This window comes from Enterococcus sp. DIV0421, assembly GCF_051713745.1.
Taxonomy (GTDB): domain Bacteria; phylum Bacillota; class Bacilli; order Lactobacillales; family Enterococcaceae; genus Enterococcus_D; species Enterococcus_D casseliflavus.
The window spans coordinates 1,240,001-1,261,746 of record NZ_JBIOQM010000001.1 but is presented as its reverse complement, the minus strand read 5'-3'; the positions used below and the strand labels follow the sequence as shown (position 1 = coordinate 1,261,746).

The 21,746-nt window shown below is 45.0% G+C and carries 16 protein-coding genes, 1 tRNA gene and 2 rRNA genes (1 of these 19 cut by a window edge); 16 read left to right on the top strand and 3 right to left on the bottom strand.

The features are described 5' to 3' along the window. The first annotated feature begins 54 nt into the window (after window positions 1-54). Window positions 55-423, top strand: a complete 369-nt coding sequence (locus IGI96_RS06205; protein ID WP_016608452.1) for a winged helix-turn-helix transcriptional regulator — start codon at window positions 55-57, stop codon at window positions 421-423. 62 nt (window positions 424-485) lie between these two features. Here the strand turns inward: IGI96_RS06205 and IGI96_RS06200 are convergent, their stop codons facing one another. The 3 genes from IGI96_RS06200 to IGI96_RS06190 form a co-directional block, all read right to left on the bottom strand. Next, window positions 486-785, bottom strand: coding sequence for a hypothetical protein (locus tag IGI96_RS06200; protein WP_086338749.1), 300 nt, complete (start codon window positions 783-785; stop codon window positions 486-488). A 155-nt stretch (window positions 786-940) separates the two neighbouring features. Beyond that, the gene (locus IGI96_RS06195; RefSeq protein WP_438784957.1) at window positions 941-2,338 is read right to left on the bottom strand and encodes a L,D-transpeptidase family protein; all 1,398 of its coding nucleotides are present in this window, start codon (window positions 2,336-2,338) and stop codon (window positions 941-943) included. A 284-nt stretch (window positions 2,339-2,622) separates the two neighbouring features. Continuing rightward, entirely contained in the window at window positions 2,623-3,606 is a 984-nt protein-coding gene (locus IGI96_RS06190; protein WP_005230720.1) for an L-lactate dehydrogenase, read from the bottom strand. A gap of 355 nt (window positions 3,607-3,961) precedes the next feature. On the opposite strand from IGI96_RS06190, the gene pth reads away from it, so the two are divergent. From pth to IGI96_RS06115, 15 genes are all read left to right on the top strand, one after another. After that, window positions 3,962-4,522 (top strand): aminoacyl-tRNA hydrolase, encoded by a 561-nt coding sequence (gene pth, locus IGI96_RS06185; protein ID WP_015510502.1) that lies wholly within the window; start codon window positions 3,962-3,964, stop codon window positions 4,520-4,522. An 11-nt stretch (window positions 4,523-4,533) separates the two neighbouring features. Next, window positions 4,534-8,052 (top strand): transcription-repair coupling factor, encoded by a 3,519-nt coding sequence (gene mfd / locus IGI96_RS06180; RefSeq protein WP_016608449.1) that lies wholly within the window; start codon window positions 4,534-4,536, stop codon window positions 8,050-8,052. 15 nt (window positions 8,053-8,067) lie between these two features. After that, window positions 8,068-9,699: a polysaccharide biosynthesis protein gene (locus IGI96_RS06175; protein WP_086338748.1), complete on the top strand. Its 1,632-nt coding sequence runs from the start codon at window positions 8,068-8,070 to the stop codon at window positions 9,697-9,699. After that, window positions 9,686-9,952 (top strand): RNA-binding S4 domain-containing protein, encoded by a 267-nt coding sequence (locus IGI96_RS06170; protein WP_005230745.1) that lies wholly within the window; start codon window positions 9,686-9,688, stop codon window positions 9,950-9,952. Before IGI96_RS06175 ends, IGI96_RS06170 begins: the two co-directional genes overlap by 14 nt. An 83-nt stretch (window positions 9,953-10,035) precedes the next feature. After that, complete coding sequence (locus tag IGI96_RS06165) at window positions 10,036-10,482, top strand: FtsB family cell division protein (RefSeq protein ID WP_005230746.1); 447 nt, start codon at window positions 10,036-10,038, stop codon at window positions 10,480-10,482. 74 nt (window positions 10,483-10,556) lie between these two features. Further along, on the top strand, window positions 10,557-11,000 hold the full coding sequence (locus tag IGI96_RS06160) for a S1 domain-containing RNA-binding protein (RefSeq protein WP_010748998.1): 444 nt from the start codon (window positions 10,557-10,559) through the stop codon (window positions 10,998-11,000). A gap of 100 nt (window positions 11,001-11,100) precedes the next feature. Continuing rightward, on the top strand, window positions 11,101-12,501 hold the full coding sequence (gene tilS / locus IGI96_RS06155) for a tRNA lysidine(34) synthetase TilS (RefSeq protein WP_142967686.1): 1,401 nt from the start codon (window positions 11,101-11,103) through the stop codon (window positions 12,499-12,501). Window positions 12,502-12,520: 19 nt separating this feature from the next. Beyond that, entirely contained in the window at window positions 12,521-13,066 is a 546-nt protein-coding gene (hpt, locus tag IGI96_RS06150) for a hypoxanthine phosphoribosyltransferase (protein ID WP_005230750.1), read from the top strand. Between the two features lie 73 nt (window positions 13,067-13,139). Continuing rightward, window positions 13,140-15,248, top strand: a complete 2,109-nt coding sequence (gene ftsH, locus IGI96_RS06145; protein ID WP_010749000.1) for an ATP-dependent zinc metalloprotease FtsH — start codon at window positions 13,140-13,142, stop codon at window positions 15,246-15,248. 142 nt (window positions 15,249-15,390) lie between these two features. Continuing rightward, on the top strand, window positions 15,391-16,272 hold the full coding sequence (gene hslO / locus IGI96_RS06140) for an Hsp33 family molecular chaperone HslO (RefSeq protein WP_005230756.1): 882 nt from the start codon (window positions 15,391-15,393) through the stop codon (window positions 16,270-16,272). Next, complete coding sequence (gene dusB, locus IGI96_RS06135) at window positions 16,273-17,286, top strand: tRNA dihydrouridine synthase DusB (RefSeq protein ID WP_086338746.1); 1,014 nt, start codon at window positions 16,273-16,275, stop codon at window positions 17,284-17,286. A 96-nt stretch (window positions 17,287-17,382) separates the two neighbouring features. Continuing rightward, window positions 17,383-18,876, top strand: a complete 1,494-nt coding sequence (lysS, locus tag IGI96_RS06130; RefSeq protein WP_005230758.1) for a lysine--tRNA ligase — start codon at window positions 17,383-17,385, stop codon at window positions 18,874-18,876. 662 nt (window positions 18,877-19,538) lie between these two features. Then, window positions 19,539-21,097, top strand: a 16S ribosomal RNA gene (locus tag IGI96_RS06125). Window positions 21,098-21,173: 76 nt separating this feature from the next. Beyond that, window positions 21,174-21,246, top strand: a tRNA-Ala gene (locus tag IGI96_RS06120). Window positions 21,247-21,425: 179 nt separating this feature from the next. Beyond that, window positions 21,426-21,746 (top strand): 23S ribosomal RNA (locus IGI96_RS06115) (it continues 2,594 nt past the right edge of the window). Together the 16S and 23S rRNA genes with 1 tRNA gene alongside form the textbook arrangement of a ribosomal RNA operon.

Below are 21,746 nucleotides of genomic sequence, written 5' to 3'. Positions count from 1 at the left end.
ATACCCACCTTTTGGTAACCTTTGTGTGGTATCAAGCGTAATGAGGTGAAAAAAATGGCAGAAAAAATTTATAATATCGGTGTTGAAGCAACCATGGATGTCATCGGCGGGAAGTGGAAACCAATCATTCTTTGTAATTTACGCCATGGGGCATTACGTCCCAGTGATTTACGGCGGAAGATCCCTGGCATCAGTCAAAAAATGTTGACCCAGCAATTGCGGGAATTAGAAGAATCTGACATCGTTACTCGCAAGTCATATAATCAAGTACCACCTAAAGTTGAGTATTCCTTGAGTGAATATGGAGAAACCTTAGGCGGCTTATTGGATACACTTTGCCAATGGGGCACGATGCACGTTGCTGCACTGCAAGACAAAGGAGAGCAAGTTACTTTGTTAGAACAAGAAGAAGCGATAGTCTAGCAAAGGGGAAGTGGCATGAGAAAAGGCGGCAGAAACCATTGGTTTCCGTCCGCCTTTTTAGGTTATGCTTGTTGGATCAATTCTAGAATGGCTTCAGTATTCATCCCGCTGTAATGATTGACGGGAAACGAAAGGCGGTTGATGCGTGGTGGGATGGCCTGCTTGATCATCGGATCTGTTAAAGAAAGCAAGGGATCGACCAAAACGAGTTTTTCTTGCGAAAAACGATAATTCGCCAGACGTTCTGGTGTCACAACAGTTACGCTGATTTGATCCTCGGACAGCAGTTGGATGTTGCGGGCGAAAATTTTGATCAGACTTCCAGCCAAAGTAGAACGATCAATAAAAATGACTTTTTCCAAAATGTTTCTCCTTATTAATTAAATTGGTTAATTAAGTATATTAATTAAACCGTTCTTTGTAAATAGGAACATTTGGGAGACAACAAAAAAGCCGCAAAAGATTTTTCTTTTGCGGCTTTTGGTTCGTCTATAAAAAGGTTTGATTCTTTTTTTGATTAAATCACGATCACGGGTGTACCGACTTCGGCTTTGCTGTACAATTCTTTCATCACGCCTGGCGGAGTATTGATACAGCCGTGAGAACCACGGGTTTTCCAAAGATCGCCACCGTATTCCGTCTGCCAATCAGAATCATGGATACCGACACCGGTCCAATCGATGGGCATCCAGTAATCAACAGGGGACGCATAATCTTCACCAGTCAAGGTTGCATCTTCTTCTTTGTTCCAGACATAGAAGACGCCAGTTGGTGTTGGTGTGGCTGGTTTCCCAGAGATAATTTTCGTATCCAACACTAACTCGCCATCTTTGTAATACCACATGTGTTGGTTTTTTAGATCAACTTCGATATAGGTGTTGCCAAACAGCGGGCTGCCTGCATCGGTGCTTCCTTGAGCGATCGGTGTGCGGGTGAAGTCTTCGCCTGCTTTTAACGCCTCGATCAATGCTTCTGTTTCCGCATCGGTTTGGATCGTCCAGCTAAGAGTACCGGCTGGGACTGTCACTTCGCCTTGCTTGGTACTTTGGAAGGTCGAAGAATTGGTGCTAGTATTGTATTGTTCGCCGATCGATGTGACATAGCTTCTTACTTTGTCTTCGTCGATCGTTGTGTTGCCGTCTTTATAAGAGAGCCAATCCATGATCGTTTCTCTTGGGATTTGAAACGTATTTCCGTTGATCGTATAATTGCCGGTTACTTTGGCGATTTTATTCAACGAATCCATTTCTTTCGTTAAGTCTGGATCATCGGCGGTCACACTTGGTTTTGTGACATAATCAACGAGATTCAATTCCTTTTCGCCGCTGACGATGGCTTCTTGCAAGTCTGCCACTGCTTTGTCAACATCGATGGCATCGCCGTCAACTTCTGGTTTGATAGAAAAGCCGTCTTCGCCTTTTTCCAACGTGGCATCAGTCGATTTGGTACGATCTTCATTTAAGGTTTCGAGTTCTTTTTGGATCGTGTTGGTCTCGCTAGTCAAGGTGTCTTGGTCTACTGAGAGATTGTCTAGCTTCTTTTCTTCGGCAGCCGAAACGTAAGCCATTCCCCAGCTCCACTGATTTTGTTCATCTTTTAATGATTGCAGCTCATCGGTGAAATCCGTCTGCAAACCAAATTGAGCAAGGTTGACTGTTTTCCATTCGCTATCACCATCTTTGATGGTAAAGTCTTCTTGTGAATAGCGATCATGCAGCAGGTCGTTGGCCTCGGCAACGGTTTTGTTGCTGATGTCGATCCCATCGATTTCAGTCTTTGGTAGAAAACGGTTTGCATAATATGTACTTCGGTAGGTATAGCCGCCAGCGATCACTACGAGTAAAGCAGCCACAACGATCAGAACAATTTTCTTCGTATTATTCTTGGCGTCAGTATGTTTGTTTGAACGAGTCATTCAACTACTCCTTTTTTCTAATGGCATAATAGATAATAACGCTTAAATCATACCATATTCCCACGGGAAAGCGAATATGGCAAATGAAACTTCCATGAAAAATAGAAAATTCTTAAACTATCTTTAGGCAAGCTGTAGAAACGCATTTCTTACGATAAAAAAACTGAACGAATCGGCAGCAAGCCATCTTGATCAAAGGATTCTGAAAAAGAGTGAGCTGGAGGATTCGTTCAGTCGCATAATTGACTAACTAAAATTGACTATTTAACACGAGGGAAAAGAAATTATTGATTGTCTTCCGCATCTAATTTTGCAAAAGCTTCATCAAGAATATCTTTTAATTGTTTTGCCGAAGCGGCCATCCGGTCTTTTTCACCATCTGTTAATGGGATCTCAATTACTTTTTGAATCCCTTGGGCATTGATGACTGCAGGCGCACCGATGTACAAGTCGTTTAAGCCGTATTCGCCGTTCATGTACACAGATAATGGGAGAACAGCATTTTCATCGTCTAAGATCGCACGAGTGATCCGTGCTAAGGCTACCGCGATCCCGTAGAAGGTCGCACCTTTTTTCTCGATGATGGTGTAGGCTGCATCACGAACACTGAAGAAAATGTTGACCATTGCTTCTTCATCGATGTCTGGGTTGTTTTTGACCCATTCATAGATTTGTAGGCCAGCTACGTTGGCATGAGACCAAACAGGGAATTCTGAATCGCCGTGTTCCCCTAAGATATAGGCATGGACATTACGGGCATCGACATCGACCAATTCAGCCAATGCTTGACGGAAACGGGCAGAGTCTAATGAGGTACCTGAACCGATAACGCGTTCTTTCGGGAAGCCTGAGAATTTCCAAGTAGAATAAGTCAAAATATCGACTGGGTTTGCTGCAACTAAGAAAATTCCGTTAAAGCCTGAATCAACGATTTGGGTAACTACTTCACGGTTGATTTTCAAGTTTTTATGAACTAAGTCTAAACGGGTTTCGCCTGGTTTTTGAGGCGCACCAGCAGTAATAACGACTAAATCAGCATCATGTGCATCTTCATAAGAAGCGGCATAGATTTTTTTAGGGGAAGTAAATGCCAAAGCATGGGACAAGTCAATTGCGTCGCCTTCTGTTTTTGCTGTATTTATATCAATGATTCCGACTTCTTGCGCAATGTTTTGGGTCACCAGCGCAAACGCGTAACTAGAACCAACCGCACCGTCTCCAACAAGAATTACCTTTTGGTGATCTTTTTTGTTCGTTTTTGCAGTCATCTGTGTATCATTCCTTCCGCATAATTGTTTTACTCGCTATCATCCTACCATTTTCAAGTATGTTTGTCATGTGATTTGCACAACAATATTACACAAAATATCGCTGTTTCAGTTGTAAATGCTTTCTTTGTTATTACGTCAAAAAGAAGATATATCAAGGTTTTATTAAGATTCGTTAAGAAAGATAAAAACTGAGCAAGAGGGTGCCACCATAACAGTCCATTTCGTGTTATAATTACCTAAGCAAAAGAACTGGGCGCATTTGTGTGCCCAGTATTTTGTGTTTGGATAAGAAAACCGATAAAATAGATGAAGAATCAGCTTGAAACTAGAAATAATGGAGCGTAAATAAAAAATGAAAATGATTGTAGGCTTGGGAAATCCTGGCAAAAAATATGAAAAAACCAAACATAATGTTGGCTTTATGGTAGTGGATGCGTTGGCACAAAAGTACCAAGCAACCTTTAAAAAGTCGGCTTTTGAAGCAGAGGTGGCAGAGTTTTTCTTGAAGGGTGAAAAAATCCTTTTGGTCAAACCACAAACCTTCATGAATGAATCCGGTCGTGCGGTAGGCCCGTTGATGACCTATTTTGGCATCTACCAAGAAGAACTAGTGGTGGTCTATGATGACCTCGATTTAGCGTTAGGGAAAATTCGTTTGCGCCAAAAAGGCAGTGCAGGTGGCCACAATGGGATCAAGAGTTTGATCGCTCATTTGGATTCAACAGTCTTTGACCGTATCAAAATCGGGATCGATCGTCCACGTCCAGGACAAACCGTGGTCAATCATGTCCTGAGTCCTTTTGCAAAAGACGATCTGCCCATCGTTTTACAAAGTATTGATAAAGCGGTCGAGGCAAGTAGTGATTACTTGACCAACGGCGACTTTCTTGCCACAATGAATCGATTTAACTAAGGAGGGCCGAGATGGATTTAATTGAATTAATAAATAAAGTGCCGACAGTGGCGGCTTGGCATACAGGTTTACGTGAACAGGCCCCCCGGCAATTACTGACCGGTCTAGCTGGATCGGCAAAAACATTAGCGATCACTGGTGTGTATCAGGCATTTCAAAAACAAGTGATCGTCGTGACACCTAATCTCTATTATACAAATCAACTAGCCGAAGATCTGCGCAATGTGACGGAAGATGTCTACGTTTTTCCAGTGGATGAAGTGTTGTCAGCCGAAATGGCTTTTTCTTCACCAGAAGCCAGAGAAGAACGCGTGGCAGCGCTGAATGCTGTTTCTCAAGGGAAAACGGGGATCTATGTGTTGCCGGTGGCGGCTTTGCGAAAGTATTTGCCTGAAAAGAAAACCTGGTTAGCCAATCAATTTCAATGGCAGATCGGCGATGAGATCGATTTAGAGCGTTTGCCGCAACAATTGATCTTGATGGGTTACGAACGTCAGTCAATGATTGGCAAACCTGGCGAATTCAGTATTCGTGGGAGCATCCTCGATATTTATCCATTAAACGCCGAATATCCCGTACGGATCGAGTTATTCGATGTAGAAATCGACTCGATGCGTTCTTTCAACGTGGAAACGCAACGCTCAGTGGAAACGCTGCAGCAAGTGGCTATTTTACCCACTACCGAATTGGTTTTCTCAGCGGAAGATTTAGCTGCGGGGCAAAAGCAGCTGCAAGAATTATTGAACAAACGGTTGGCAGTCACCAAAGAAGCAACCGATCGCGCCTTTTTAGAAGATTATTTTGGCCAGTTGGCTTCTCAATGGCAAGCGGGGATTCCTGGTGAAAGTGCCCGTTATTACACGGATTTACTGTATCGTCAGCAAACGAGTGTCTTAGATTATTTTTCTGAAGATGCCTTTTTGATGATCGATGATTATGCTCGGATCATGGAGACCAATCGTGAGATCGAACGGGAAGAGGCGGAGTGGCATACCCAAAAATTAGCGGAGCTGCGGGTCTTTTCTGAACAGCAATTCGGGATCGATGTCCATCAGCTGCTGCAAAAAGAAACCTTTGTGACCAGCTTCTTTTCTTTATTCCAAAAAGGAATGGGGAACATTCGCTTCCAAGCGATCCATCAATTCCAATACCGGCCGATGCAGCAGTTTTTCAGCCAAATGGGTCTCTTGAAAGTTGAAATCGATCGCTGGGAGAAGCAGCAGCAGACGGTGATTTTTCTGGTCAGTGACCAAGAGCGGGCCAAGAAGTTAGAGCAAGATCTGCGAGATCATGATATCTATGCCGTGCAGACGCAACAAGACCGCCTGTTTACAGGACGCACCCAAATCGTGGTGGAACGTTTGCAAAGCGGCTTTGAAATGCCGCAAGACAAGCTAGTGGTGGTTACGGAAAAAGAAATTTTCCAAAAGATGAACAAAAAAAGAGCCCGCAGGCAAAATGTCACCAATGCGGAACGGCTCAAAAGCTACAATGAGTTAAAAGCGGGCGATTATGTCGTCCATGCGAATCATGGGATCGGGAAGTACATCGGCATGGAAACCTTAGAAGTCGATGGCGTCCACCAAGATTACATGACGATCTTGTACCAAAACGAAGACAAGCTCTTTATTCCAGTCACCCAATTGAATTTGATTCAAAAATATGTGGCTTCCGAATCGAAAACACCGAAAATCAATAAATTAGGTGGCAGCGAGTGGGCGAAGACCAAGCGCAAAGTGACGGCAAAAATTGAAGACATCGCAGATGATTTGATTTTATTGTATGCCAAACGCGAATCAGAAAAAGGCTATGCCTTTCAACCAGACGATGCCTATCAAAAAGAATTTGAAGATGCCTTTCCGTATTCGGAAACCGATGATCAGCTGCGCAGTACGGCAGAGATCAAGCGGGATATGGAAAAAGAAAAGCCGATGGACCGTTTGTTAGTCGGGGATGTTGGTTTTGGGAAAACAGAAGTGGCGCTGCGGGCTGCTTTTAAAGCGATCAAAGAAAGCAAACAAGTGGCTTTCTTAGTACCGACAACGATCTTGGCGCAGCAGCACTATGAAACGATGGTCGATCGTTTTGAAGGATTCCCCGTCAATGTTGGGGTACTGAGTCGTTTTCGGACGAAAAAACAGCAGAATGAAACGATCGAGCAAGTGCGCAAAGGGCAAGTCGATATTTTGGTGGGGACCCACCGATTATTGTCAAAAGATGTCGAGTTTGCTGATTTGGGCTTGTTGGTGATCGATGAAGAACAACGGTTTGGGGTCAAACACAAAGAGCGCTTGAAACAACTGCGTTCGCAAGTCGATGTGTTGACGTTGACGGCAACGCCGATCCCACGAACATTGCATATGTCGATGCTGGGGGTACGGGACCTATCTGTGATCGAAACACCACCAGAAAATCGTTACCCGATCCAAACCTATGTGATGGAGATGAATCCAGGAGCAGTGCGAGAAGCGATCCAACGGGAGATGGCACGGGGAGGTCAAGTATTTTATCTCTATAATCGTGTCGATACGATCGAGCGGAAAGTCGAAGAACTGCAGGCGTTAGTGCCAGACGCACGAATCGCGTATGCCCACGGGCAAATGACCGAGATTCAATTGGAAAATACCCTGTTTGACTTTATTGAAGGGCAATACGATGTGTTGGTGACGACGACGATCATTGAAACCGGTGTGGATATTCCCAATGCCAATACGTTGTTTGTGGAAAATGCCGATTACATGGGGCTTTCGACGTTGTATCAGCTGCGCGGCCGTGTCGGTCGGAGCAATCGGGTCGCCTATGCGTATTTCATGTATGAACAGCAAAAAGTGTTGAATGAAGTCAGTGAAAAACGGCTGCAAGCCATTAAGGACTTTACCGAGTTGGGGTCAGGTTTCAAAATCGCGATGCGAGATCTTTCGATTCGTGGAGCGGGAAATCTATTGGGGGCGCAGCAGCACGGCTTTATCGATGCAGTCGGGTTTGACATGTACTCGCAAATGCTGTCTGAAGCAGTCACTCGGAAACAAGGGAAAAATACCCAAACAGAAAAAACGACCGTCGAGATCGATCTGGGGATCGATGCCTACTTACCGACTTCGTATATTGAAGACGAACGGCAAAAAATCGAGATCTACAAACGAATTCGTGAGCTGGAATCCCAAGAAGCAGTTGATGAACTTCAAGATGATCTATTAGACCGTTTCGGTGAATACCCTGTAGAAGTGGCACATCTCTTAACGGTGGGCGAGATCAAAATGAACGGCGATCGTGCCTTGTTAGAAACTATCCGCAAGCAGCAGCAGACGGTGTCGTTTACTTTGAGTAAAGTCGGCACGAAAAATTATTCGGTGGAGCAGCTGTTTGAAGCATTGAAAGCTACTAAATTAAAAGCCACGATGGGTGTCGATCATGAGCAAATGACCATCAAATTACAGATTCCGCCAGTGATGAAGGAAAGCACCTGGCTATTAGAAATCCAAGATTTTGTCAAAGCGTTACGGGAACAAAAATACGCCAGCCAAGGCTAGAAAGGAACCAGCGGGATGCCGAAATCACAATTGAAGCGTACGATGGAAGGGGCGTTTATTTTAACGATCGCTTCCTTTATCGCAAAAATCTTAAGTGCCGTTTATCGGGTCCCTTTTCAGAACCTGGTAGGGGACGAAGGGTTTTATGTGTATCAACAAGTCTATCCGATTTATGGATTGGCGATGACGTTAGCGTTGTCAGGGTTGCCACAGTTTATCTCCCGCATCGTCGCTGAAGAACCCGATCCTTTGAAAAGCAAGGAACGGCTGCAAGCGTTGACGCCTTTCGTGCTTTGGTCTGCGATCGGTTTATGGGCGGTGACCTTTTTATTTGCTGGTCCGATCGCACAAGTGATGGGGGACCACCAACTGGCGGGCTTGATTCGAGTCGTTTCTTTTACCTTCTTATTTGTCCCGCCTTTGACCTTTTATCGAGGAATGTTTCAAGGAAATTTGCAAATGGTGCCGACAGCAGTTTCCCAAGTCGTAGAGCAGCTGCTTAGAGTTGGTGTGATTTTAGGTGCTGCGGCAGCTTTCCAGCAATTGGGCTGGACGATTTATCAAACGGGGACTGTCGCCATGATGGGTGCCTTAGTCGGGGGCCTTGCGGCGTGGTGGATCTTAAGTTATTATAGCCGACAAATCAACGGCAAACGCCTATCGCTATGGCATAAACCAGTCACCAGTACAGGAGAAAATCCCGCTGGTTTATCCGCCTCGTTGAAGAAACGGTTCTTCTTAGAAGGCGGTCTGTTGACGATTTATAGCGGCTATTTGATCTTGTTCCAGTTAGCGGATTCGTTTTTATTGACCAATGCGCTAGAAGCGGGGGGGATGACGGCACAAGCAGCCCGAATTTCAAAAGGGATCTATGATCGCGGACAACCCCTCGTCCAACTAGGTCTTGTGGTGGCGATGGCATTAAGCTCGACGTTTTTGCCAACGTTGACCAAGTATTTGACGGTAAAAAATCAGCAGCTGTTTGAAAAGTCGGCAAAAATGTATTTGCGCCTGACGATCGGGATTGCTTCGGCTTCCGCCGTGGGCTTAGCGATTTTGCTGCCTTATATTAACTTTGCCTTATTCAAAGACGGTTCTGGCAATGCGGCGCTGGTATTGTTTGTCTTTTCCATCGCTCTGATGGCGACGATCCAAGCCTATCAAAGCATTCAACAAAGTCGTAATACCTATACCTTCGGCTTGCTGGCTGCGGGGATCGGTCTTTTGATCAAATGTCTATCGATGTGGCCGCTGACTGCTTCTTATGGGACTGCAGGAGCGAGTATCAGTACGCTGTTGGGGTTAGGCGCGACCTTATGCTGTTTTGTGGTTTCCGAACAGCGTCGAGCAAAAAGCAGCATCAATCACTTTTGGCATGAAGGAAATTATGGAAAAAAACTATTTATTTGTTTAGGGATCATGGCAAGCGTGCTATTCTTATATTATAGCTTCGTTGCGATCTTATTGAACGGTCCTTTGACCCATCGACTACAGGCACTGCTTTTTTGCCTAGGCGGTGTCGGTCTGGGAGGTGCAGCCTTTATCGGGGCAGCGATCAAAATCAAATTGTTAACGATTCGCGAATGGCTGTTAGTTCCATTTGGAAAGAAACTATTAAGAAGAGGTGAAAAACATGAGATTAGATAAATTTCTTAAAATCTCCCGCATCATCAAGCGTCGCTCTGTGGCCAAAGAAGTGGCAGACAAGGGACGCATTCAGATCAACGGCAAATTAGCCAAGTCAAGCAGTGACGTCAAAGTAGGCGATACCATGCGCATTCAATTCGGGAATAAGGTCTTGGAAGTAAAAGTCAATGAATTGCATGAATCGACGAAAAAAGAAGACGCTGCAAAAATGTATGAGATCGTTTCAGAGGAAAGAATCTCAGAAAATGCTTGATTTTTACGGCATTTTCAGTTAGACAAGCTTTGCGGATGTTGGTATAATGTAAAAAACAAAGACAGCGACGGGAGCGAGTTCAGGTGGCAAAAGAATCAAATAAAAAAATAGAACTATTGCAGACCGATTATGCGAAAGAGCAATTTGCCAAGTTTGAAAAAGAGCGGCGGCAAGTCGTGTTTCGCCGACGTCGGCTGGTGGCGTTTTTCGTGGCGGCATTAGCGATATTTGCGATCGTAGGGATTCAAATGTTCAACGATCAAATGCGCCTGCAAAAGCTAAAGGAATATAAGGCGGAAACAGTCGCCGAACAAAAAGAGGCAGAACAAAAGGTGGCTTCACTGGAGCGAGACGTTGCCTTGTTGCAAGACGATGAGTATGTGGCAAAATTGGCCCGCAGCCGATTCTTCTACTCAAAAGATGGCGAAAAAATCTATCCAGTCTTGCCAGACGGGACGGATTCTCAAAACACCAATGAGCGTTCTTCGCAAAGCGGACAAGAATCATCATCCACAGAGTCACAAGATTAAGCAATGTCATACCTACTCAGCGCAGTAGTTTGAATTATTTTAAATGGGTAAAAATTAGGAGGAACATTTTTTATATGTCAATCGAAGTTGGAGCGAAACTAAAGGGCAAAGTGTCTGGTATTACAAATTTTGGTGCGTTCATTGATCTTGGTGAAGGGAAAACTGGTTTGGTGCATATCAGTGAAGTATCAAACGGATTCGTCAAAGACATTCACGACGTGTTGTCTGTTGGGGATGAAGTGACAGTACTTGTTACGGCAATCGGCAACGATGGAAAAATCGGCCTATCGATCCGCAAAGCAGAAGATAAACCGGAAGAAAAACGTGAATACCCGAAAAAAGAATTCAATCGACCAAATCCGAAAAAATCTTTTTCACGCAATCAAAATACGAATGTAAATAAACAAGACTTCGATTCATTGATGAGTTCTTTTCTAAAAGATAGTGATGATCGTCTTTCGTCATTACGTCGAAATACAGAAGGAAAACGCGGTGGCCGCGGCGGACGCCGTAACTAAACATGAATAGCAAGTTGGAAAAAGCTGGAACAAAACTGTTGGTTCGTTTTGTTTCAGCTTTCTTTCTTGTGGGATTACCAAATGAGAAGGAGGTCAAACGATGGTCATTCAAACCGTTCAAGCGCAACTCACTGCCATCGATCCTGAAAAAAAACGCCGCTTTTTGCTGGCGGTATCGACGGGCGTCGATTCGATGGTCTTGTTGCAGATCTTTTGTCAGTTGTTTCCTGAAATGCAAAAAGAGCCATGTTTTAGTGTGGCGCATGTGAACCATCAATTGCGTCCAGCATCTGCCAAGGAAGCGGCTTTTTTACGGCAGTACTGCCAAGAACGCGGTATTCCTTTTTATGAACGGTGCTGGGAAAATCCGCCAGAAACCGGCGTAGAAGCTAGCGCTCGAAACTTTCGCTATACATTTTTTTCCGACGTCATGTCTCAAGAAGGCTATGATGTTTTGCTGACTGCTCACCACAGTGATGACCAAGTAGAAACGATGTTGATGAAGATGATGCGAGAAGGTCGCTTGCGATCGGCTGGCGGGATGAAACAGCAGCAGCCTTTTCACACAGGGATCTTGTTGCGTCCACTGCTTACTGTCAGCAAGGCAGCGATTTACGACTATGCGCAAGCACAGCAGATTCCCTACTTTGAAGACGAAAGCAATCACGAACCGCTGTATTTGCGAAACCGACTACGCCAGCAAGTAGTGCCAGCCTTAAAAGTGGAAAATCCGCAGCTGCTGCCGCATTTTCAACAGCTTTCTGAAGAAGTACAGTTCGCCAATCAGCTGATCCAACAAGAGCAGCAGCAATGGTTGTCTGCGTTCGTTCAACAGCAAGCTGCTCGCTTAGTGATCGATCTGCAGCAGCTGCCGACATTTTCGCCAGCGCAACGCTATTTTTTCTATGCGGGTTTTTTACAGCAAGCAGAGGCTTTTACGAAGCAGCCCCTCAATCAAAAACAGCTGCCGCAGTTATTGCGTCTGCTAGATGAAAAGAAAGGGCAATGGCAATTGGCGTTGCACAAACAGTGGCAGCTGCGGCGCAGTTATGACCAATTGTTATTGGAACCTGTTACTGTTCCCCAAAAGCCTGCAGCGCCGTTGACAGAAGTCAGTCAGCGACTGGTTTTAGGGGAGGGGATCTATCTTTCTGAAAAGGAATGGATTGGGTATTTTCCGATAAATGAACAGCATATTCCCAAAAAAATCACAAATTGGTCAGAGTTTTCCCAAGATTTACCGCTAAACTATTCCTCTGAGCTGGTGGTGCGTAAGCGCCAGCCGGGAGACCGAATCCGCTTGGCGCGTGGTCTGACCAAAAAGATCAGTCGTTTTTTTATCGATTCAAAAATTCCTAATGAAGCGCGAGAAAAAAGTTGGGTCGTCACAAACCTTGAAAAAGAGGTGATTGCCTTACTACCTCATACATTTTCCTATTTGAGTATTGCGCCAGAAACTGATAAAATACACTACATACTTCTTTATAAATACCAGAAGTAAGAGTTGGAAGGAGAACTTTATGCTAGATAAAGATATTGAGAAAATTTTGATTTCCCGTGACGAAATCAAAAATCGTTGTGTGGAACTTGGTCAAGAATTAACGGCGGCTTATGCGGATAAAAATCCTCTAGTCGTAGGTGTGCTGAAAGGTGCCGTTCCTTTCATGGCAGACATCGTTCGTGAGATGGATTGTTACTTGGAGTTAGACTTCATGGATGTCTCAAGTTATGGCAATGCCATGATTTCATCTGGGGAAGTCAAGATCATCAAAGATTTAGATACAAATGTTGAGGGCCGTGATCTCTTGATCGTTGAAGACATCATTGACAGCGGTCGCACATTGGCTTATCTGGTGGATCTATTCAAATACCGTAAAGCGAAATCAGTGAAAATCGTAACGTTATTAGATAAGCCAGAAGGTCGTGTCGTTGAGATCGATGCAGATTATGTCGGCTTCGATGTGCCAAATGAGTTTGTTGTTGGATATGGACTGGACTATGCAGAGCAATATCGAAACTTACCTTACGTTGGCGTCTTAAAACCTAGTGTTTATCAGTCAAATTAGTGACTGTTCTAAATCAATTGTGATACAATTAAATGGTCAGGATTGATAAAACAAAATAGCCAGGGAGGTACGCATGAATAAGAAAAATAACGGTATGGTAAAAAATACCTTATATTATGTACTTGTCTTGTTGGCGATGGTCATGGTCGTATATTTCATTTTTGGAAATGGCAATCAGCAGACCCCAACGATCGAGTACTCCACGTTTACAGAGCAGCTGAAAGACGGGAAGATCAAACAGTTTACTGTTCAACCCGCTAACGGTGTGTATCGAATCGTGGGTGAATACAATGAAGAACAAACCGTCAGCAATGACAACAGCTTGTCTGTTTTAGGTAATACACAGGCGAGTTCGACCCGCTTTTCAACGATCATTTTACCGAATGATTCCACACTAAGCGAAGTCACCAGTTTGGCCTCGGCAGAAGGGGTCAAAACCACGATCGAAGAAGAATCCAACAGCGGCATTTGGTTATCGCTTTTGGTTAGCTTCTTACCACTTGTGATCATCATTTTCTTCTTCTACATGATGATGAGCCAACAAGGTGGCGGCGGTGGCGGTGGCGGCCGTGTGATGAACTTTGGCAAATCTAAAGCCAAAGAAGCGGATAAAAAAGCCAACCGCGTGCGTTTTTCAGACGTAGCCGGTGCAGAAGAAGAAAAACAAGAGCTTGTCGAAGTCGTGGAATTCTTGAAAGACCCTCGACGCTTCGTTGAATTAGGTGCTCGTATCCCAGCAGGTGTCTTACTTGAGGGGCCTCCAGGAACCGGGAAAACATTACTAGCCAAAGCCGTTGCTGGTGAAGCTGGCGTACCGTTTTACTCGATCTCTGGTTCAGATTTCGTTGAAATGTTTGTCGGTGTCGGTGCAAGCCGGGTGCGTGACTTATTTGAAACAGCGAAGAAAAATGCACCAGCCATCATCTTTATCGATGAAATCGATGCCGTCGGTCGCCAACGTGGTGCCGGTATGGGTGGCGGACATGATGAGCGGGAACAAACATTGAACCAGTTGTTGGTTGAAATGGATGGTTTTGATGGGAATGAAGGCGTGATCGTCATTGCCGCAACGAACCGTTCGGATGTTTTAGATCCAGCGTTGCTACGTCCAGGTCGTTTTGACCGTCAGATTTTGGTTGGTCGTCCAGACGTGAAAGGTCGTGAAGCGATCCTCCGTGTCCATGCCCGCAACAAACCTTTATCAGATGATGTTGATTTGAAAGTCGTTGCCCAACAAACACCAGGCTTTGCCGGTGCGGATCTGGAAAACGTCTTGAACGAAGCGGCATTAGTTGCTGCTCGTCGTAACAAGAAAAAAATCGATGCTTCAGATATCGATGAAGCAGAAGACCGCGTGATCGCTGGTCCTGCGAAGAAAGACCGGGTCATCAACAAACGCGAACGTGAAATGGTTGCTTACCATGAAGCAGGACATACCATTGTTGGGTTAGTCTTGAGTCGTGCCCGTGTGGTACACAAAGTAACGATCATTCCTCGGGGACGTGCGGGTGGTTACATGATCGCCTTGCCGAAAGAAGATCAATTCTTGATGACCAAAGAAGATATGTTTGAACAAATCGTTGGGTTGCTTGGTGGTCGTACGGCTGAAGAAATCATCTTCGGTGTACAATCAACGGGTGCTTCCAATGACTTTGAACAAGCAACTGCGCTTGCAAGAAGCATGGTGACAGAATATGGAATGAGTGACAAGTTAGGTCCAGTTCAATATGAAGGAAACCATCAAGTCTTTGTTGGTCGTGATTATGGTCAAACAAAAGCTTACTCTGAACAAGTTGCCTTTGAAATCGATCAAGAAGTTCGCAAGATTTTAATGGATGCTCATCAAAAAGCCCATGAAATCATTGAAGAACACCGTGCACAGCACAAATTGATCGCTGAAAAACTGCTTGAACATGAAACATTAGATGCCAAAGCAATCAAATCCTTGTTTGAAGAAGGCAAAATGCCTGAAGGAACCGAAAGCTCTGAGTATCCTAGTGAAAAAGCTCAAACGTTTGAAGAAGCGAAACGTGCGCTGGAAGAAAAAGATGCAGAGAAGCAAGCTGCAGAAAAACACAGCGAAGATGCACCATCAAACGATTTTGATCAACAATTGGAAGACGTTCGCCGCAATAGCGAAAGTCAACCGACTGATCAAGAAAACAAAGATGATAACGCCTAAAACAAGACGTATCAAGGCACCGAGGAAACTCGGTGCCTTTTTGTTTCTATTTAAGAAGACTTTCCTTAAATTCAAACACATTCAGTTGAAAAAAGCGGCGCTTCCTAGTATGATTCATTAATGAATAAAAAGGAGAATCAAGATGAAGGATTATTTAGTAAAAGCACTAGCATATGACGGCTTCGTCCGAGCATATGCAGTATCGGCAACAGAAACGATCGCCGAAGCACAACGACGCCATGAAACATGGAATACGGCATCCGCTGCTTTAGGGCGAGCGATGGTGGGAAGTTTGTTATTAGGCAGTACCTTAAAAGGGGAAGACAAATTGACCGTCAAAATTCAAGGAAATGGTCCTGCTGGGGCAATCGTCGTAGACAGCAATGGCCGTGGGGACGTAAAAGGATACATAAAAAATCCGCAGATCAGTCTGCCGTTGAACCCTCAAGGGAAATTGGACGTTCGGGGCGCAGTGGGTGACCAAGGGATCTTTACCGTGATCAAAGACTTAGGGCTAAAAGAACCCTTCTCTGGACAAACACCGATCGTCTCTGGGGAGCTTGGGGAAGACTTTACTTATTATTTAGCAGTGTCAGAACAGATTCCTTCTGCTGTTGGTCTGAGTGTATTAGTAGAAACCGATGATTCAATTCGGGCAGCCGGTGGCTTTATGCTGCAGATCATGCCTGGTGCCAGTGAAGAGATCATTGATGCCATCGAAAAACGTTTGGGAGAATTGCCTCGAGTATCAACCTTGATCGATGAAGGACAATCACCAGAAGAGATCTTAGCGACATTGTTGCCAGACACGACGATCGAAGTACTAGAAAAAATGCCAGTCCAGTTCCATTGTGATTGCACGAAAGAAAAATTTGCGACGGCGATCATTACCTTGGGGGCTGATGAGATCCAAGCGATGATCGATGAAGACCACGGGGCAGAGGCAGTCTGCTCGTTTTGTGGCAACAAGTATCATTTTGATGAAACGGAATTGGCGGCATTGAAGAAAGAGGCGGAAGCGTAAGTGAAAGATAGACAAACATGGCAGATCGGCTCGGTTGAGATTCCCAACCGCGTCGTCGTTGCGCCAATGGCAGGGATCACCAATTCTGCGTTTCGTGTGACAGTCAAAGAATTTGGCGCGGGTTTAGTCGTCTGTGAGATGATCAGTGATCGAGGGATTCAACTGCGGAACAAGAAGACCCTTGAGATGCTATTTATTGACGAGACCGAGCATCCTCTTAGTATTCAGATTTTTGGTGGGAATAAAGCATCCTTAGTAGAAGCAGCGCAATTTGTCGCAGAAAACACAACTGCCGATATCATTGATATCAACATGGGGTGTCCTGTAAACAAAATCATCAAAGCAGAAGCTGGTGCGAAGTGGCTTTTAGATCCCGACAAGGTTTATGAAATGGTCCATGCTGTTTCCAGTGCGATCGGCAAGCCCGTTACCGTAAAAATGCGGATCGGCTGGGATGAGCAGCACATCTTTGCGGTTGAAAATGCCCAAGCCGCAGAAGCAGCGGGTGCCGCAGCGATCGGTATGCATGGCAGAACCCGTGTACAGATGTATGAAGGATCGGCTGATTGGGACGTGTTGAAACAAGTGAAGCAAAGTATCACGATTCCCTTTATGGGCAACGGCGATGTCAAAACCCCTGAAGATGCCAAGCGAATGTTGGAAGAAGTCGGTGCAGATGCAGTGATGATCGGACGGGCAGCGTTAGGCAATCCATGGATGATCCACCGCACCAAGCAATACTTGGAGACAGGCGAGTTATTGCCAGAACCAACACCGCGAGAAAAAATTTCGACAGCGAAACTTCATTTAGAACGTTTGGCTGAGCTAAAAGGGGAAAAAATCGCTTCGCGAGAATTCCGTCAACATGCTGCGTACTACTTAAAAGGTATTTCGCGGGCAGCCAAAGTGAAGGCAGCTATCAACCAAGCGGAAGATAAGCAGACGATTTTTGATTTATTAGATGCATTTGTGGAAAAGACCGAAAAACAGCCGCTAGCAACTCTTAAGGAATAAGAAACAAATCAAGTCGATTCGAAAGTTCGGCTTGATTTTTTGCGTCATCATTGGCATTATAAGAAGGAAACCCAAGTTAAGAATGGAGGAAAACTCGTGACAGAGGAACGACAAACACAAGAAGAATTGAATGATCAAATGTTGGTTCGCCGTGAAAAGATGGAAAAACTACGGGAAGAAGGCATTGATCCTTTTGGCAAGCGATTCGAACGCACCCATAATTCTGCCGAGTTACATGAGTTATTTGATCAAAGAACCAAAGAAGAATTAGCCGAAATGAATCTTTCAGCAAGCATTGCAGGAAGAATCGTTACAAAACGTGGAAAAGGTAAGGCTGGTTTTGCACATTTACAAGACCGCGAAGGCCGTATTCAAATATATGTACGTAAAGACCAAGTAGGGGATGAACCTTACGAAGTATTCAAACACGCAGACTTAGGTGATTTCTTCGGCGTATCTGGTGAAATCATGAAGACCGATACCGGTGAAGTGACCATCAAAGCCAAAGAAATCGTGATCTTATCAAAAGCATTGCGTCCATTGCCTGACAAATACCATGGCTTGACGAACGTAGAACAACGCTACCGTCAACGTTACTTGGATTTGATCAGTAATAAAGAAAGCTTTGATCGTTTCATGAAACGAAGCCAAATCATCAGCGAAATTCGTCGTTACCTTGACGGTCATGGGTATATCGAAGTCGAAACGCCAGTATTGCATAATCAAGCAGGTGGTGCAGCGGCTCGTCCCTTCATTACCCACCACAATGCCTTAGACATGGATCTGTATTTACGGATCGCTCTTGAGCTTCACTTAAAACGATTGATCGTGGGCGGCATGGAAAAAGTCTATGAGATCGGTCGCGTTTTCCGAAATGAAGGGATCGATACGACCCATAATCCTGAGTTTACAATGCTAGAAGCGTATACGGCATATACAGATTTCAAAGATGTGATGGATCTGACCGAAGGCATTATCCGTAATGCTGCTGAAAAAGTCTTGCATACAGCAACGATCCAATACGATGGACAAGAAGTCGATCTAGCTAGCGACTTTGCACGAATCCATATGGTCGATGCAATCAAAAATCAAACAGGTGTTGATTTCTGGCAACCAATGTCCGTTGAAGAAGCCCGCAGCTTAGCGAAAGAACATCATGTTGAAATCACTGATGCCATGACTGTTGGCCATATCATCAATGAATTCTTTGAGACATTTGTTGAAGAAACGTTACAGCAGCCAACCTTTGTCTTCGGTCATCCAGTGGAAGTTTCGCCATTAGCGAAAAAGAATCCAGAAGATGAACGCTTTACCGACCGCTTTGAATTATTTATCGTTGGTCGTGAATTTGCGAATGCCTTCACGGAACTAAATGATCCAATTGATCAAAGAGAACGTTTTGAAGGGCAAGAAAAAGAGCGCGAAGCAGGAAATGATGAAGCCCATGGGGTGGATGAAGATTTCTTAGAAGCACTTGAATACGGTATGCCGCCAACTGGTGGATTAGGGATCGGGATCGATCGCTTAGTGATGCTGTTGACAGATGCGCAATCGATTCGCGACGTTTTATTATTCCCAACAATGAGATAAAAAAACTCCGTCCACTCGCAAGAGGTGGGCGGCTTTTTTTCTTGTCTGCTGGATCAGGGAGAAAAACAGCGAGGAATTAGAGGGAAAAACGCCACGAAAGTTGCCAGAAAACGGATTAAATGCGAACGATAAAAGCTGGATCCAATGCGATTAGACGGGTTTGTAAAAATTGAAAAAAGCCATAGAAAATGATTGACCGCAAGGGATTTAGTTGGTATATTATTACATGTGCCAAATGACTAAATGAATTCCTAAAAAGAATTGAAAAAAGTAGTTGACGCACAGCTCGACAGATGATATTATAACGAAGTCGCAATTTTAAAATAGTTAATTGATGTTGATAGATCAACAAAATTAATTGAAAAAAGTTGTTGACAAATAACAAATCATTTGTTATTCTAATTAAGTCGCTGAGACAGCCGCTACGAAGTTGAAAAACAACGAGCGAAAAAAACTTTTAAAAAAAGAGTTGACAATTAAATGTCACTCTGATATGATATAAAAGTTGCTAACACAGCACGGTAGACCTTTGAAAACTGAACAAAGCAAGCAAACGAACCAATGTGTAGGACGTTTCAATTTATTGAAACAAATACATGCAAGCAATAGCTAGCAAAGTTAATTTTTATGAGCTTAATGACCGTATGGTCATTCAAACAAATCATTATGAGAGTTTGATCCTGGCTCAGGACGAACGCTGGCGGCGTGCCTAATACATGCAAGTCGAACGCTTTTTCTTTCACCGGAGCTTGCTCCACCGAAAGAAAAAGAGTGGCGAACGGGTGAGTAACACGTGGGTAACCTGCCCATCAGAAGGGGATAACACTTGGAAACAGGTGCTAATACCGTATAACACTATTTTCCGCATGGAAGAAAGTTGAAAGGCGCTTTTGCGTCACTGATGGATGGACCCGCGGTGCATTAGCTAGTTGGTGAGGTAACGGCTCACCAAGGCAACGATGCATAGCCGACCTGAGAGGGTGATCGGCCACACTGGGACTGAGACACGGCCCAGACTCCTACGGGAGGCAGCAGTAGGGAATCTTCGGCAATGGACGAAAGTCTGACCGAGCAACGCCGCGTGAGTGAAGAAGGTTTTCGGATCGTAAAACTCTGTTGTTAGAGAAGAATAAGGATGAGAGTAAAACGTTCATCCCTTGACGGTATCTAACCAGAAAGCCACGGCTAACTACGTGCCAGCAGCCGCGGTAATACGTAGGTGGCAAGCGTTGTCCGGATTTATTGGGCGTAAAGCGAGCGCAGGCGGTTTCTTAAGTCTGATGTGAAAGCCCCCGGCTCAACCGGGGAGGGTCATTGGAAACTGGGAGACTTGAGTGCAGAAGAGGAGAGTGGAATTCCATGTGTAGCGGTGAAATGCGTAGATATATGGAGGAACACCAGTGGCGAAGGCGGCTCTCTGGTCTGTAACTGACGCTGAGGCTCGAAAGCGTGGGGAGCGAACAGGATTAGATACCCTGGTAGTCCACGCCGTAAACGATGAGTGCTAAGTGTTGGAGGGTTTCCGCCCTTCAGTGCTGCAGCAAACGCATTAAGCACTCCGCCTGGGGAGTACGACCGCAAGGTTGAAACTCAAAGGAATTGACGGGGGCCCGCACAAGCGGTGGAGCATGTGGTTTAATTCGAAGCAACGCGAAGAACCTTACCAGGTCTTGACATCCTTTGACCACTCTAGAGATAGAGCTTCCCCTTCGGGGGCAAAGTGACAGGTGGTGCATGGTTGTCGTCAGCTCGTGTCGTGAGATGTTGGGTTAAGTCCCGCAACGAGCGCAACCCTTATTGTTAGTTGCCATCATTTAGTTGGGCACTCTAGCGAGACTGCCGGTGACAAACCGGAGGAAGGTGGGGATGACGTCAAATCATCATGCCCCTTATGACCTGGGCTACACACGTGCTACAATGGGAAGTACAACGAGTTGCGAAGTCGCGAGGCTAAGCTAATCTCTTAAAGCTTCTCTCAGTTCGGATTGTAGGCTGCAACTCGCCTACATGAAGCCGGAATCGCTAGTAATCGCGGATCAGCACGCCGCGGTGAATACGTTCCCGGGCCTTGTACACACCGCCCGTCACACCACGAGAGTTTGTAACACCCGAAGTCGGTGAGGTAACCTTTTGGAGCCAGCCGCCTAAGGTGGGATAGATGATTGGGGTGAAGTCGTAACAAGGTAGCCGTATCGGAAGGTGCGGCTGGATCACCTCCTTTCTAAGGAATATTTCGGAAGACTACACATCGTTTGCCTTTGTTCAGTTTTGAGAGGTCTACTCTCAAGTAAATACCCGGGGCCTTAGCTCAGCTGGGAGAGCGCCTGCTTTGCACGCAGGAGGTCAGCGGTTCGATCCCGCTAGGCTCCATTAACGACAATGGTCGTTAAGCTTTGTTCATTGAAAACTGGATATCGAAGAAATAATCAAAACAAGTAACACACACCGAGTTGAAATGTTAAAAGAGTTTTTTAATAAGTTCAACGCTTATTTTCTTGAGCAACCTTCTATCGCTAGAAGAAGTACTCAAAACCGACCGTAAGGTCAAAGGTTAAGTGAATAAGGGCGCACGGTGGATGCCTTGGCACTAGGAGCCGATGAAGGACGGGACTAACACCGATATGCTTTGGGGAGCTGTAAGTAAGCTATGATCCAGAGATTTCCGAATGGGGGAACCCAGCATCTTTTATAGGATGTTACGTCTGCGTGAATACATAGCGCAGTCGAGGTAGACGCAGAGAACTGAAACATCTAAGTACCTGCAGGAAGAGAAAGAAAATTCGATTCCCTGAGTAGCGGCGAGCGAAACGGGAAAAGCCCAAACCAACAAGCTTGCTTGTTGGGGTTGTAGGACTCCGATATGGTAGTCT